Raw genomic sequence first — 14,038 nt, 5'->3', positions numbered from 1 at the left:
TGCCACCTGCGGCCAGCCTGTCGGCCCTGCCAGCACCATCACCGCTCTGCGGGCACGACACCGACATCGAAATACAAACGAGGAGACTGAATTGAAAAAAATGTTGATCGCCAATCGAGGCGAGATTGCGTTGCGCGTCCTGCGCGCCGCACGCGACCTGGATATCGGAACGGTAGCGGTCTATTCGCAAGACGACGTTGAGTCGTTGCACCGAATACTGGCCGACGAGTCAGTTGCGCTCGAGGGCGCAGGCCCGTCTGCGTACATCGACATCGCGGGCATCATTGCCGCGGCAAAAGCAACCGGGTGCGATGCGATCCACCCGGGCTATGGCTTCCTGAGCGAGCGGGCCGATTTTGCCCAGGCATGTCATGACGCCGGTATCGGGTTCATCGGCCCCGCTGTCGAGCACCTTGCGCTGTTCGGGGACAAGGGGCGAGCGCTCGAACTGGCGGCGCAGAGCGACGTGCCGGTCATGCCGGCCACGCGAGGTGCTGCATCGCTCGAGGAAATCACCCGCTTCTTTGACGAGCAAGGCGGCGCGGGCGTCGTCATCAAGGCTGTCGGCGGCGGAGGCGGTCGTGGCATGCGCGTGGTCCGTCACCGCGAGGACCTGGCGCAAGCCTATGCGCGTTGCCGGTCCGAAGCGGCTTCCGCATTTGGCATCGATGCGCTGTACGCTGAACGGCTGGTCGGTCGAGCACGCCATATCGAAGTGCAGATCGCAGGCGACGGGGCCCATGTCATCGCCCTCGGCGAGCGCGACTGTACCTTGCAGCGCCGTTTCCAGAAGCTGGTGGAGATTGCCCCCAGCCCGGTACTCAGGCCCCAGCTGCGCGAGCAGATCATCAAGGCGGCACTCCGGCTGGCGCGCCGCGTGAACTATCTGAGCCTGGGCACCTTCGAGTTCCTGGTCGAGGAAACCGAGTCGGGCGAGCAGAGGGATTTCGTCTTTATCGAGGCCAATCCCCGCTTGCAGGTCGAGCACACCATCACCGAGCAAGTCACCGGAGTCGATCTTGTGGCGCTGCAGATCGGCCTGGCCGCGGGGCGCACCCTTGGCGATCTCGGCCTGGATCCCGCTTCGCCGCCGCAACCGAGGGGATACGCGATCCAGGTGCGTGTCAACGCGGAAATGACCGACGCGCAAGGTCTTGCGCGCCCGGCGCACGGTCGCCTGGAGCGCTTCGACCCGCCCTCGGGCCCCGACGTTCGCGTCGACACGCACGGCTACAGCGGCTATGAGCCGTCGCCCAACTTCGACACCTTGCTGGCAAAGCTGATTGTGAGCAGCACGACGCCGAAGTTCGACGCCGTCGTGCGGCGTCTGCAGCGCAGCCTTGCCGAATTCCGCATCGTCGGCGTGCCGACCAACCTGAACCTGCTGCGCGCCCTCGTGCAGCGCGATGACTTCCTTGCACAGAATGTGCATACCCGACACTTCGAGCGGATACTGCCGGAGCTGGCTGCATCGGCCGAAGCCATTGCGCAAGCCGGGCACGCGCAGGAAGCGCTGCTTGGGGGCACAGCCCGCCCAACGCAGGCGCTCGCGGCGCGGTTGCCCGATGCCGAAGAGGAGGTCGGTGAAGGGCTGGTGGCAATCCGCGCGCCGCTGACCGGCCGTGTGGTGGAAATCTCCGTCCGGCTGGACGATATCGTCCAGCCGGGGCAGACGGTCGCCGTGCTCGACGCCATGAAGATGGAGCATGCGATCGCCGCGGAATGTGGCGGCCGTGTGGTCGACCTGCGGCTGGAGAAAGGCGCCCTGACGTCCGAAGGCCAGGTCCTGATCGTGCTGGAGCAGGTCGAGGCCGACGGGGTAGCGGTGGTTGCCGCCCAGCAGTGCGATCCCCACGCGATCCGTGCAGACCTCCAGCGTGTGCTGGACCGGCATGCCTACCTGGCTGATGCCGCGCGGCCGGATGCCGTCGCGAAGCGCCGCTCGCGCGGGCAGCGCACGGCGCGGGAGAATCTCGCCGACCTGTGCGATCCGGATACCTTCGTCGAGTATGGCGCACTGGCGCTGGCGGCGCAGGCGTCTCGCCGCAGCCACCAGGACCTCATTGTCAACACCCCTGCGGATGGCCTGATCACCGGCATCGGCAACATCAACGGTGAGCTGGTCGGCAAGGAGCGGGCGCGCAGTGCGGTGATGGCGTATGACGCCACGGTGCTGGCCGGAACACAGGGCAAGCGAAACCATATCAAGACAGACCGCATCGTCGAGGTGGCGCTGCGTGATGAGCTACCCCTTGTGCTCTTTGCAGAGGGCGGTGGCGGGCGGCCCGGCGACGTGGACTTTCCGTCGGTGTCCGGGCTGTATCAGCCGTCGTTTGCCGCCTTCGCCGATCTTAGCGGACATGTCCCGGTCGTCGGCATCGCCTCGGGGCGCTGCTTCGCCGGCAATGCAGCCTTCCTGGGCTGTTGCGACGTCATCATCGCCGACAAGTCCGTCAACATTGGCATGGCAGGTCCGGCCATGATCGAAGGCGGTGGCCTCGGCATCTTCCGCCCCGAAGAAGTCGGGCCGGCATCGGTGCAGTTCGCCAATGGCGTGATCGATGTTCTGGTCGAGAACGAGGCGCAAGCCGTGCGGGCGGCAAAGCACTATCTGTCCATGTTCCAGGGGCGCGTGGCGCACTGGAGCGCGCCAGACGCATTGGACCTGCGCCATGTCGTACCCGAAAACCGGCTGCGTGTGTACGACATCCGCAAAGCGATCGAGGGCATCGCGGACATTGGCACTGTGTTGATGCTGCGCGGCGGGTTCGGGGCGGGCATCCACACGGCGCTGGCTCGGGTGGAGGGGCAACCGGTGGGCATCATGGCCAACAACCCGTATCACCTCGGCGGTGCCATCGATGCCGATGCCGCGGACAAGGCGGCGCGCTTCATGCAGCTTTGCGATGCGCACGGGCTGCCGATCGTATCGCTGATCGACACCCCGGGGTTCATGGTGGGGCCCGACATCGAGGCCCAAGCCCAGGTTCGCCACGTGTCGCGCATGTTCCTCACGGCCGCGAAGCTGCGCGTCGCCTTGCTGGCAGTGACCTTGCGCAAGGGCTATGGACTTGGCGCCATGGCCATGGCGGGCGGCGGCTTCCGCTCATCGAACTTCACCGTCTCCTGGCCGACCGGCGAGTTTGGTCCGATGGGCCTGGAAGGCGCTGTCAGGCTGGGCTTCAAGAAGGAGCTGGAGGCGGTTCCGGACGGGCCCGAGCGCAAGGCGCTGTTCGAGAAGCTGGTCGCACAGTCCTACGAGCGCGGCCACGCGATCAACACCGCAGCCGCGGTGGAGATCGATGCCGTGATCGACCCCGCCCAGACACGGAAATGGATCGTCCAGGGTATCGGATCTGCCGATGTGCGCAGCCGCAGGGAGCGCCGTGCGTTCATCGATGCATGGTAAGCGCCAGACCTGACGAATCCCCAAACAGAGCCAAGAGGTTTCCATGATCAACAATGGTCCTGACCCGTCGCAACTGGCGCTGGGTGGATTGCGCGTACTGGAGGTCGGCACCGGACCGGCGCTTGCGTACGCTGGCAAGTTGTTTGCCGATTTCGGTGCCGAGGTCATCAAGGCGGAAAGCCAGGCTGGCGACGCATGGCGGCAAATGCCGCCCATGGTCGGCGCCCCGGGCGCCGCGCAGCCGGAAAGCGCGCTTTTTGCCTGGTTGAATACCAACAAGCGCAGCGTCACCGCGGATGCCGGAAACGCCGAGGACACCGCGTGGCTGGCACAACTCGCGCGGACCTGCGATGTCGTGCTCGATGCCCGCGCCCTGAGCGAAGGTCCAGGCATCCTTGCCACGCCGGTCTGGGACGGGACGGCTGGCGAGCAGCGGGAGCACGCGCCGATCGAGGTGGCGCTCACCTGGTTCGGCGAGAGCGGGCCCTACAGTCAGTATGCCGGCGCCGAAGCCGTGTGCCGCGGGCTCGCCGGGGCCGTGCACGGCAGTGGCCCGATAGAAGGGCCGCCGCACATGCCACACGACGTGCATAGCGCAGTCGTTGTCGGGCTGGCCGCCTTCTCCGCCGCTGTCGCCGCCCTGATCGGAAGCGGGCAGGGCAGCCGCCGCTACGTGCTGAGCGCGCACGAGTGCATCTTCAGCGTGGTCGAGATGGAAGCGGGCATGGTGCAGGACAAGCGCCATCCGCTGCGGCGCCTTGGTGTCAACCGGTTTTGCGGCACGCATCCGGCCGGCATCTACCAGACCGCGCAGGGGTGGATTGGCATCTTCACGCACACGCTGCCACAGTGGAAGGCGCTGTGCGATGCCATCGGGCGCCCCGACCTGGCCAGCGACCCTCGCTTCGCCAATGGCCAGGAGCGGATGGCCCGGGCGGATGAGATCGACGAGTTGCTGACGACGGCATTCCTCACGAAGACAGCCCGGCAGTGGTTCAATATCCTCGGCGAAATGAAGCATCCAACGGTGATCGTGCCGACCATGGAGGCATTGCTCGGCCAGGAGGTGCATCGGCAGCGCAATGCGTTCGTCCCGGTCGATGCGGGCGGCGTCACGTTCGAAGGTCCCGTCGTGCCGCTGCGTCTCGATGCGGCGGGTCCGTTGCTGGGCGGGGCGGCTCCGGCAAAGGGGGCGCACGATGTCCACTATCGGACATCGGGCCTGGAGCACCGCCCCCGGCTGCAGCTCATGCGCACGACGCCGGAACGACAGCCGCTGCAAGGCATGCGCATCATTGATCTGACGATGGGGTGGGCGGGGCCGCTCGCGTCCCGGACACTGGCCGACTTTGGCGCGGAGATCATCAAGGTCGAAAGTACCGGCTACCCCGACTGGTGGCGCGGTGCCAATTTCACTGAAGAGTTCTATCGGGACCGGCTGTACGAGAAGAATTCCAACTTCAACCTGATGAACCGCAACAAGCTGGGCATCACCCTGGACCTGACGCGCCCGGAAGGAAAGGCGTTGCTGCTGCAGCTGGTGGAACGCGCGGACGCGGTCATCGAGAATTACTCCGCCGAGGTCCTGCCGAAGCTGGGGCTGGACTATGAGGCACTGCGGGCGAGGAATAGGCGGCTAGTCATGCTTTCGATGCCTGCATTCGGCCTCGGCAACGCGTGGAGCAATACGCGCGCTTACGGTGGCACGCTGGAGCAAGCCAGCGGCCTGCCTCTGTATACAGGGCACCCTGACGGGCCGCCGGCCATGACCTCGTACGCCTATGGCGATCCGATCGGCGGCCTGAACGCCGGGGCCGCGATCCTGCTGGCGCTGTTTGCGCAGCAAGCCACGGGTGAGGGGCGGCATATCAACCTGTCACAGGTCGAGGCCATGTTGCCGATGGCAGCGCCGTTCATCCTGGAGCAATCGACTTCCGGCGCCGTTGCTCCCCGTCAGGGTAATCGCCATCCAATGTGCATTCCGCATGGTTGCTTCCGTTGCGCAGGCGACGATGCGTGGATCGTCCTGACGGTGACTGACGCACGTTGGCCAGCCCTGTGCCGCGCAATCGGAAGGGCTGATCTCGCCGTCGATCCCCGGCTTGCGCAGGCATCGGGGCGGCGGACGGAGCAGGACAGGATTGACGAAGCGATCAAGTCCTGGTGCGTGGCCAGGGATCCTGAAAACGCAATGCGCCTGCTGCAACAGGCTGGGATCGCAGCCGGCGTCGTTCGTCCCATGTCGCAGGTGCTACAGGACAACCACCTGCATGCGCGCGGATTCTGGCGTGAAGTCGAACGCGCCCACATCGGCACGTATATGGCCAGCACCGCCTGGTTCCGGTCCGGAAAACAGCCCATGCCCATCCGGAACGTCGCGCCGACCTTGGGCGAACACACGGAAGCGGTGTTGACGCGCGTGCTTGGGCTAAGTCCACACCAGATCGCGGACCTGGAGCGACAAGGAATCACCGGTACGGTTGCGAAGCCGAAGCACGCGAAGGCAATGCCATAAGGCCAGCAAGTACTTCGAACACTATTACGACGAAACGGAGACGAAATGAACGAATACAAATGCATGCCGCGTTGCCATTCCAGTGCGAAAGCGGGAAAACTCAGCGTTGCGGCAGCCGCGCTGGCCGTCCTGGCGAGTGTGCTGTCCGGTCCGGCCGCAGCGCAGGCTGCCAGCTGGCCCAACAAGCCGATCAGGATGATCGTTCCATTCCCGGCGGGGTCATTCACCGACACCGTGGCGCGCATTGTTTCAGAGCGTCTCACCAGGTCTTTGGGGCAGCCCGTGGTCGTGGAGAACAAGGCGGGAGCGAACGGACTGATCGGTGTCGCCGAGGCTGCGAGGGCGGCGCCCGATGGGTATACCTTGCTGGTAACAAACTCCAGCAGCATTACCATCAACCCTCACATATACAAAAAGGGTAACTACAAGCCTAAAGATTTTTCTCCTGTCACCCTGGTCCTCGAAGCCCCGTTTATTCTGGTGACGAACCCGGAGTGGTCGCAGAAAAACTCAGTCGATTCGGTAAAAGAGCTGGTTCGATTCGCGACACAGAATCCCGGCAAGGTCAGCTATGGATCCGCAGGTCCAGGCAACATTGCGCACCTCAGTTTTGCCATGTTGAACAATAGGGCAAAGATCAAGACTACGCATATCCCGTATAAGTCAGCTGCGCAGGCAGAGATGGCTGTGATCAGCGGTGAACTGGATACCGCCTTTGATACCTGGGGCGCGCTGCCTCAGATCAAGGCGGGCAAGCTCAAGCCCATCGCCGTCAGTTCGTCGAAGCGAATGGCACAGTTGCCGGACGTGCCCACGCTGGAAGAGCTTGGCATCACGCCATTCAACGTGACTTTCTGGATCGGGATGCTTGCCCCGGCCGGCACGCCGCCGCAGATTGTCCAGAAACTCCATTCGGTCACAAATGGCGTCCTCGACGACGACAAGGCAAAAGCGGCGCTGGGCCAGCAAGGCGAGGTCGTCATGATCGATCCGGCGAATTTCGCGAAGCGCGTCGAGAAGGAAGACGTCAATTGGGGGGCTGTCATCCAGCGCGAAGGCATCTCGCTGGATTGAGTTGATCGTCAGATCAGGTCGGGGAACCGTGGCGAAGCCTTCCGCAGGATACGGCGCAACGGTTCCGCGGCTAAATTCACGTGGAGGGCTGCTTGCCGGAACCAAAGATATCGATGAACCCCCCTCTACGCGTGGCGGCGTGCCCCAGCGCCGCGCGCACGCGTGGCGATAGCAGGGCGGCGAGCTCATCGGCGTTCCGGTAGCCGTCCATCGTCGGCGAAACCGCCGAGCCGGACAAGCCGGCGGGGTGAAGGTAGATTTCCCCGACGCCGGGCGGCAGCGTCGCGAGGATGGATAGCATTGCCGCCTCGTCCATCCTGCCGCTTTGCTCCATGCCAACCACATAGTCGTTGTGGGCGATCCCGGCCGCATCGAGCCGCCACCGCAGCAGGCCCAGCCAGGGGCGCAGGAGCAGCGGGGCGTTGAGGTCGCTGGGCAGCCGCATGGCGCTCAAGCCGAACTCCCGGCCAATGCGCAGCACCAGCGTGAGCACGGTGGGGTGCAGGTGGAAATGCTTGTGGGTGTTGACGTGGTCAAGGGTCAGCCCGGTGGCGGCGAACGCTTCGAACTGTGCGCGGATCTCTGCGGCGAGCTGGCGCCGCACGCCGGGCAGGAAGAAGAAGCGGCATCCATCGCGCGCCATCGCCGAGCCAAAGCGCCCACCAGAGTCCACCAGGTCGGGAATGCGCTCTGGCGGCAGCGTGGCGAGGCCATCGGCCAACACGAGGTGCAGTCCCACGCGCAAGCCCGGCAGGGCGCGCGCGCGCCGCACCGCATCGGCCGCGGCGGGTGCGCCAACCATCAGGCTTGCCGCGTTGAGTACGCCGTCCTTGTGCGCCAGTTCGACGCCCGCATTGACACTGGGGTGCAGGCCGAAGTCATCGGCCGTGACGATCAGTGCCCGTTGCGACGCCTTGGTCTTCGCCTGTCGCCTGCTCATGCCTCGTGCGAGCGCAGGAAGCGGAAGAATTCCACACCTTCGCGCAGGCGTCGCTTCATCATCTCCCAGCTACCCAGCATCTCGCGCACGATCTCCCAGATCTTGCGCGGCCGGAAGTAGAAGCGCTTGTAGAAGACTTCGACGCCGTGATAAATATCCTCTTTCGACAGGTGTGGATAGCTGATCGCCGCCAGTTGCACGCCCTTGTCGTTGACCAGGTTGATCACCTTGTTCTCTTCCAGCCAACCGTTTTCCACTGCCTGCCGGTAGAGGGTGGTCCCGGGGTAGGGCGCGGCCAGCGAGACCTGGATCGTGTGCGGGTTGATCTCGGTGGCGTAGGCGATGGTCTTCTCGATGGTCTCCCGCGTCTCGCCCGGCAGGCCGAGGATAAACGTGCCGTGGATGATGATGCCGAGCTTGCGGCAGTCTTCGGTGAAGCGGCGCGCGATATCCGTGCGCAAGCCCTTCTTGATGTTCAGCAAGATCTGGTCGTCGCCGGATTCGTAGCCCACCAGCAGCAACCGCAGCCCGTTCTCCTTCATGATCTTCAGCGTGCTGTAGGGCACGTTTGCCTTGGCGTTGCAGGACCATGTCACGCCGAGCTTTCCCAGGCCCCGGGCGATCTCTTCCACGCGTGGCTTGAAGTCCGTGAAGGTGTCGTCGTCGAACATGATCGCCTTCACCTCGGGCATGTTCTCCTTGATCCACTTGACCTCGTCGATGACACTTTGAGGCGAGCGCGTGCGATAGCGGTGCCCGCCCACGGTCTGGGGCCAGAGGCAGAAGGTGCAGCGCGAGCGGCAGCCGCGCCCGGTGTAGATCGAGACGTAGGGATGCTTCAAGTAGCCGATGAAATAGTTCTCGATCGTCAGGTCGCGCTTGTAGACCGGGGCAACGAATGGCAGCGCGTCCATGTCCTCGATCATCGGCCGCGCGCCGTTGTGCTCCAGGGAGCCGTCCGGCAGCCGGTAGCTCAGGCCGGCGATGTCGCACAGCGGCTTGCCGGCGGCCACGTCCTGGCAGGTGTAGTCGAACTCTTCCCTGCACACGAAGTCGATTGCCGGGCTGGCGCCAAGCGTGCCGCCCGGATCGACGGCCGGCTTCGCGCCGACCATGCCGATAAGCACCCCTGGCCGCCGTGCCTTGAGCGCCTCCGCGAACCGGGCATCCATCGGAAAGGACGGCGTGCTGGTATGGATAATGACCAGTTCGTAGTCTGCGGCGATGTCCAGCGCGACCTCGGTGTGCATGCCCTCGGCGGGCGCATCCAGTACGCGGCTGCCGGGAACCAGCGCGGCGGACTGGGCGAGCCAGGTCGGGTACCAGAACGACTTGACCTCGCGCTTGGCCTGGTACCGTGAGCCCGCGCCGCCGTCAAAGCCATCGAAGGACGGAACCTGTAGAAACAGCGTTTTCATAGGGACCTTGGCGGGTGTCTGTCGGATCGGATCAGGGGCGATTGCGAGTCGGGCAGCCCATTCGCAGCGGGCTCGGCGCGCAGCGATCCCGATGGGACGCTCGTGGCGCCACGCCTGGGGGTGGGGGTATCGTGCAAGGGTAGCCACCGGTCGCGCCAGCATACCCGGGAGCCGGCCATGGCGGCACACCACACCGCGAGCAGTAAGGCGTCGCGCAATGGGGCGAGCAAAGCAGCCCCGGCTTCATGCGCGACTACGCTACGCGCCAGCGCGCCGACCAGCAGCGCCGTCAGCGTCACGGGTCGTGGAGACAGCCAGCAGCCCAGCAGGAGCATCGGCCACGTGAACGTCAGGAAGGTAAAAGCAAAGCCCACGGGATTCAGCGAACGGATAGTACGCATCCACCGCAGTTCGTGCGTCCACCATGCCCTCATGCTCGTTTCCGTCACATCGGTGCTGACCACAACGTCGGACAGGACCGTGCGCAGCCCGGACCGGCGCACCAGTTCGCCGAGCCAGAAGTCGTCGGCCAACCGGTTCGACAGCGCTGCGAATCCGCCGACGCGCTCGAGCGCATCGCGCCGCAGCGCGATGGTCGCGCCGAAGGAAAAGCGGCGGGAACCCCCGCGATGCGCGACGCGCACCGAGGGCGCGAACCAGTCGTCGATGAACCGCGCGCCGATGCGCGACCAGAAGCCAGCTACCGCGTTGCCATGGTACAGGCAGGTCACTACCCCGACGGCGGGGTTGGCCAGGGGTGCCGCCACGCGCGCGAGGTAGTCCGGGCCCACGGCAATGTCGCTGTCGGCGAGCACCAGCCAGTCGTGGTGCGCGCTCGGCCACAGGTTGATCAGGTTGCTGACCTTCAGGTTGGTGCCGTGGATACGAGAATCGACGACTACGTCAATGGCGCGGGCCGGATAGTCCGCTCGCAGCCGCTCGACGACGTCCAGTGCGGGGTCGTCCGGACGCTGCACACCGAACACGATCTGGTAGTCGGGATAGTCCTGCTGGCAAAGTGTCGCCAGGTTTTCAAAGAGCCTGGGCTCCGCCCCRCACAGCGGCTTGAGCACGCTGACCGGCTGCAAGTCAACGCCGTCCGGCGAAGCGTGGGAGGCAGGCGTGCCGTGACGGCTGATCCACGCCGCCGCCACGGCGTAGGCCGCACCAATCCATGCCACCACGGGACCCGCAAATGCGCACAGCGTCATTTGGCCACCTCCGCTCAGGTGCTCGAACCTCGGCCCAGATTGTATGGAAGAAGAATTAAGGAAAAATTAAGGCGGAATCTCCGGGATGCGGTTTTTATAAATAAGATTCGTTTGTATTAAATTTAAGTCAGGCAATGTATTAGATTGACAATCGTCAATTGTAAAATGCGCCCGGAAACCCGTTCTTTGCCAGTGGAGACAAGACCCGCTTCATCGATGCTAATGATCCATCCTGGCCAAATCAACTGTTATAAATACGAGGGTTGAGATAACCATTCTTATTTGCATTTTCAACTAGCCCTCGAGTTATCCGCGAGCCGGGGAGATCGCGGGAGTCGCAGGTGGCGAAAACAGCATGTGGATATGCCATTGCTCTCTTTGTCGGGCTGCATTTCCACCATGACAGCCGGGACTAATCAAACTGACCCGGAGGCGCCGGTCTCCAAGCGGAGAAGAGGATTGCCTGCGGTCAGGTTAGCGCGCTATGCCGAAATTTCGCAAAGGCACCAAGGGCTCTGAGAGACCGTTGCGATGATTATTGGCGGCGGGCGGCTGGCACCTGCAGAACGCGTGTCTGCCCTAAGCTCGGCTTTGCCCGGGAAGGATTTTTGCCGTAAAGCCTGGCAACGCTTGCGGGGTTTCACAAAAGTAAAAAAGATAGGGTCTGGCTGAGAACGCCTGTCGGGATGAACCGCAAGCGAGTTATTGCTTGGCTGCACAACTTAAAGAGATCGCTTCGAACGCCTTGGTCTCATCCATGAAACTTTCCGGGCAAGCGCTTGTTGCGCGCGGCGCTGTGAGTCCCAGCGCATCGTTGGAGGGTAGGGCGGGAGAGCGCGAATCGGGATTTCTCGTTCCGGCAGATCGCAGCCGAGTGTCTCGGGAGCAAGAACATGTACGTGCGGGAGAACAAGGTGTTGGTCGCCCACCTGGTCGCGCTTGGAGACTTGGGTGGAGGAGACGCCGACCGCCGGTTTCCGTGCCCACGGCGTGATCGAGGACGATTCCTTACGGACTGCTTGAGTTTCTGGGACAGTTGGCCTAGCATTTGCCCTGACTCACAGCAGTTTTACCCAGAGCCCGCCTTTTGCGGGCTTTCGCGTCTCCGGCCTACGAAAAGGAGTCGAGATGGCGAAAGGAAGGGCATACCGCCGCGCGCAAGTCGCACGGCTGAAGGTGTATCGGCGCAACTACCTCTGCGGCCTGCGCAACGAGCGGGAAATCGGCCGAGCCGTGTGGACGCCGACGCTGTGCAGTTGCTGGATGTGCGGCAACCCGCGCCGCCATATGGGCGAGCGGACGATCCAGGAGCGCCGGTTCATGCAGGAGCGTGTGGAGGAAGAATGACGCAAGCCCGCATGGTTCGCCCAACGGGCTCTTGGTTGTGGGGTGGCCCGACCAGTCGAGTCCGCAATCCTTCTCAGCCGCTCAAGTTAAAGAGCACAGATGCCCACATCTGTGCGGTATATTCGAACGATTAACATCACACTCAAGCACGAAGGCATGGACAAGAAATCGATTCGGGTATCGTATGTGGGGCTACCTGGCGACCTCAGTGTCCTCAAACTGAAGCGCTACCTGAGGGCAGCAATCGCCGATGTGGCTGCAGGTAGTGACAATGAAATCTTGCTGGTCAAGGTCCTGGTGCCGCAAGCGCTGGGCCTCAAAGCCGGGGAAAAGCTGTTCGACAAGATCCTGCAAGGCATTGTCGATAGCGATCCGAGGGTAAAAAGAGTGTCGGTCGAGTTCATTGATGGTGAAGTCACCCCCGAGAAGATCGCTGCGAGCGAGGCGCGAACGAAGAAGGAAATCGACGCCTATGGGCACTTGCTCGAAGAAGCGAACGATGACGACACTGCCTGACCAACGCTCGCATGGTGGCTGCTAGATTTCTTCCAGTGATCCTGAATTTTTTGTCTTCACCGTGAACCTTTCCAACCTGGAGCGCCAGCTCGTCTTTCTTCGAGAGATTGACCGGCTGAAGAGCGTCGTACGGATGTCGCCGCTGATCGATCGGTCGCGTCGAGAAAATAGTGCCGAACATTCCTGGCATCTCGCCATGTATGCGCTCGTACTGTCAGAGCATGCAGCAGCGCCTGTCGACGTGGTCCGCGTCGTGAAGATGCTCCTCCTCCACGATATCGTAGAGATCGATGCCGGCGATACGCCGTTCCATGATCCGTCGATGCATGCCGGTCAGGCGGAACGGGAACATCTGGCGGCGGAGCGGATTTTTTCTTTGCTGCCGGATGCGCAGGCCGCCGAGTTTCGCAATCTTTGGTCCGAGTTCGAAGCGGCGGAGAGCGACGATGCGAAATTCGCCAAAGCGTTGGATCGCTTCCAGCCGTTGCTCCATAACGTCGCAACGGACGGTGGTACCTGGGCCGCGCATCAGCTCAATGAAGAACAGGTCTTTGCACGTTACGGGCCGCCCATACAGCGTGGCGCGCCAGCCCTCTGGGAGGAGGCCGCCAGGCTCGTACAAGAACATTTCAGCAATCCACCTGCCGAGAAATCTGGTCCTTGAAGGGGGCTCGGCGATGATTGCGCCTGTTGCTGGTGGGCATGCTGGCGCCACGCACCCGTTGCAGAGAGTCCTGAGTTTAGAGAACGCAGAATAAGTTCTGACAGTTCACGCGGTGTGCGTGACCCTGGCGGGCTGTTCAATTTGGAAGCAAGCGCTGATGATCTTGGGCTTGCTTCGTCGCCGCCTGGATGAGCCAGACTCGCGCGGTCGCATAGGCGGGGGACCGCCTGCCGGCGGCAAGAAGCATCCTGACGGGAATTCGAGCGCGGCCCGCCAGGGCAGGGCGCTCAAGCAGGACCAGCAGCCTGGACAGCAGGCAAAAGAAAGCCCGCTTCGAGGCGGGCGCGAATCCCTTAGAAGAAAGGGAGGAGACGAATTAAGTATAAACCCTTATGCAAGCATTTGCAACCCAAGGGCATGCAACTCGGATACGGGCTGAGATGGCGGCCCCGCGGCTCTGCGATGAAAGGCGAGCCCGAGCTGGATCGTTTGCATGGTGCCTAAGGCTTCGCGAAGCTTCAGGCACGAACCGGAGGTGACTACTGCTCGATCACCGGCGCATGCACGGGCGCAATCGATTCGTGCGTGGTTGCCGTACGTTGCGCAGCCTTGTGCACCATCGTGTAGGCATAGTCGATACCCATGCCGTACGCGCCAGAATGTTCCTTGGCCAGGCCGGTTACGGCATCGTATGTGTCGCGGTTCTTCCAGTCGCGCTGCCATTCGAGCATGACCTGCTGCCAGGTCACGGGCACCACGCCGGCCTGGATCATGCGCTGCATGGCGTAGTCGTGCGCTTCCTTGGTCGTGCCGCCCGAGGCATCTGCCACCATGTAGATCTCGTAGTCGCCTTCGAGCATGGCGCTCAGTGCGAAGGTGGTGTTGCAGACTTCGGTCCAAAGCCCGGCCACGACGATCTTCTTGCGGCCGTTGGCGGCCAGTGC

Annotated in this window: 10 protein-coding genes; 6 read left to right on the top strand and 4 right to left on the bottom strand. The window is 63.3% G+C overall.

What is annotated here, in order from left to right; translation table 11 throughout:
• The first annotated feature begins 91 nt into the window (after positions 1-91).
• The 3 genes from AB4Z48_RS37260 (at position 92) to AB4Z48_RS37250 (ending at position 6,998) form a co-directional block, all read left to right on the top strand.
• Entirely contained in the window at positions 92-3,409 is a 3,318-nt protein-coding gene (locus AB4Z48_RS37260) for a carboxyl transferase domain-containing protein (RefSeq protein ID WP_441623426.1), read from the top strand.
• 43 nt (positions 3,410-3,452) lie between these two features.
• Complete coding sequence (locus tag AB4Z48_RS37255) at positions 3,453-5,924, top strand: CoA transferase (RefSeq protein ID WP_441623403.1); 2,472 nt, start codon at positions 3,453-3,455, stop codon at positions 5,922-5,924.
• Positions 5,925-5,987: 63 nt separating this feature from the next.
• On the top strand, positions 5,988-6,998 hold the full coding sequence (locus AB4Z48_RS37250) for a Bug family tripartite tricarboxylate transporter substrate binding protein (RefSeq protein WP_441623424.1): 1,011 nt from the start codon (positions 5,988-5,990) through the stop codon (positions 6,996-6,998).
• A 76-nt stretch (positions 6,999-7,074) separates the two neighbouring features.
• Here the strand turns inward: AB4Z48_RS37250 and hpnK are convergent, their stop codons facing one another.
• Genes hpnK through hpnI form a run of 3 tightly spaced genes read right to left on the bottom strand, consistent with a single transcriptional unit; the run spans position 7,075 to position 10,567 of the window.
• Entirely contained in the window at positions 7,075-7,938 is an 864-nt protein-coding gene (hpnK, locus tag AB4Z48_RS37245; protein WP_441623401.1) for a hopanoid biosynthesis-associated protein HpnK, read from the bottom strand.
• Positions 7,935-9,356, bottom strand: coding sequence for a hopanoid biosynthesis associated radical SAM protein HpnJ (hpnJ, locus tag AB4Z48_RS37240; RefSeq protein WP_441623399.1), 1,422 nt, complete (start codon positions 9,354-9,356; stop codon positions 7,935-7,937). The genes hpnK and hpnJ overlap by 4 nt, the downstream gene beginning before the upstream one ends.
• Positions 9,353-10,567: a bacteriohopanetetrol glucosamine biosynthesis glycosyltransferase HpnI gene (gene hpnI, locus AB4Z48_RS37235; RefSeq protein ID WP_441623397.1), complete on the bottom strand. Its 1,215-nt coding sequence runs from the start codon at positions 10,565-10,567 to the stop codon at positions 9,353-9,355. The genes hpnJ and hpnI overlap by 4 nt, the downstream gene beginning before the upstream one ends.
• 1,128 nt (positions 10,568-11,695) lie before the next feature.
• Between hpnI and AB4Z48_RS37230 the strand changes: the two genes are divergently transcribed.
• The 3 genes from AB4Z48_RS37230 to AB4Z48_RS37220 all read left to right on the top strand — a co-directional run bounded on the left by AB4Z48_RS37230 (position 11,696) and on the right by AB4Z48_RS37220 (position 13,094).
• Positions 11,696-11,914 (top strand): hypothetical protein, encoded by a 219-nt coding sequence (locus AB4Z48_RS37230; protein WP_441623395.1) that lies wholly within the window; start codon positions 11,696-11,698, stop codon positions 11,912-11,914.
• A gap of 156 nt (positions 11,915-12,070) precedes the next feature.
• Positions 12,071-12,430 (top strand): hypothetical protein, encoded by a 360-nt coding sequence (locus AB4Z48_RS37225; protein WP_441623393.1) that lies wholly within the window; start codon positions 12,071-12,073, stop codon positions 12,428-12,430.
• 61 nt (positions 12,431-12,491) lie between these two features.
• The gene (locus AB4Z48_RS37220; RefSeq protein ID WP_441623391.1) at positions 12,492-13,094 is read left to right on the top strand and encodes an HD domain-containing protein; all 603 of its coding nucleotides are present in this window, start codon (positions 12,492-12,494) and stop codon (positions 13,092-13,094) included.
• A 539-nt stretch (positions 13,095-13,633) separates the two neighbouring features.
• Here AB4Z48_RS37220 and AB4Z48_RS37215 read toward each other — a convergent pair.
• Positions 13,634-14,038, bottom strand: a 405-nt coding sequence (locus tag AB4Z48_RS37215) for an isochorismatase family protein (protein WP_441623389.1), incomplete at its 5' end; no start/stop codon positions are given.

Origin of the sequence: Cupriavidus sp. 2TAF22 (genome assembly GCF_052115045.1) — a bacterium.
In the GTDB taxonomy this organism is placed as follows: Bacteria; Pseudomonadota; Gammaproteobacteria; order Burkholderiales; family Burkholderiaceae; genus Cupriavidus.
The sequence above is the reverse complement of the archived record's forward strand: the minus strand, read 5'-3'. Positions and strand labels throughout refer to the sequence as shown.

What these genes read in the sequence shown, in the direction of transcription:
- hpnJ (WP_441623399.1), bottom strand. Translation starts at nt 9,356, where the DNA reads ATGAAAACGCTGTTTCTACAGGTTCCGTCCTTCGATGGCTTTGACGGC.
- AB4Z48_RS37255 (WP_441623403.1), top strand. Translation starts at nt 3,453, where the DNA reads ATGATCAACAATGGTCCTGACCCGTCGCAACTGGCGCTGGGTGGATTG.
- AB4Z48_RS37225 (WP_441623393.1), top strand. Translation starts at nt 12,071, where the DNA reads ATGGACAAGAAATCGATTCGGGTATCGTATGTGGGGCTACCTGGCGAC.
- AB4Z48_RS37230 (WP_441623395.1), top strand. Translation starts at nt 11,696, where the DNA reads ATGGCGAAAGGAAGGGCATACCGCCGCGCGCAAGTCGCACGGCTGAAG.
- hpnK (WP_441623401.1), bottom strand. Translation starts at nt 7,938, where the DNA reads ATGAGCAGGCGACAGGCGAAGACCAAGGCGTCGCAACGGGCACTGATC.
- AB4Z48_RS37250 (WP_441623424.1), top strand. Translation starts at nt 5,988, where the DNA reads ATGCCGCGTTGCCATTCCAGTGCGAAAGCGGGAAAACTCAGCGTTGCG.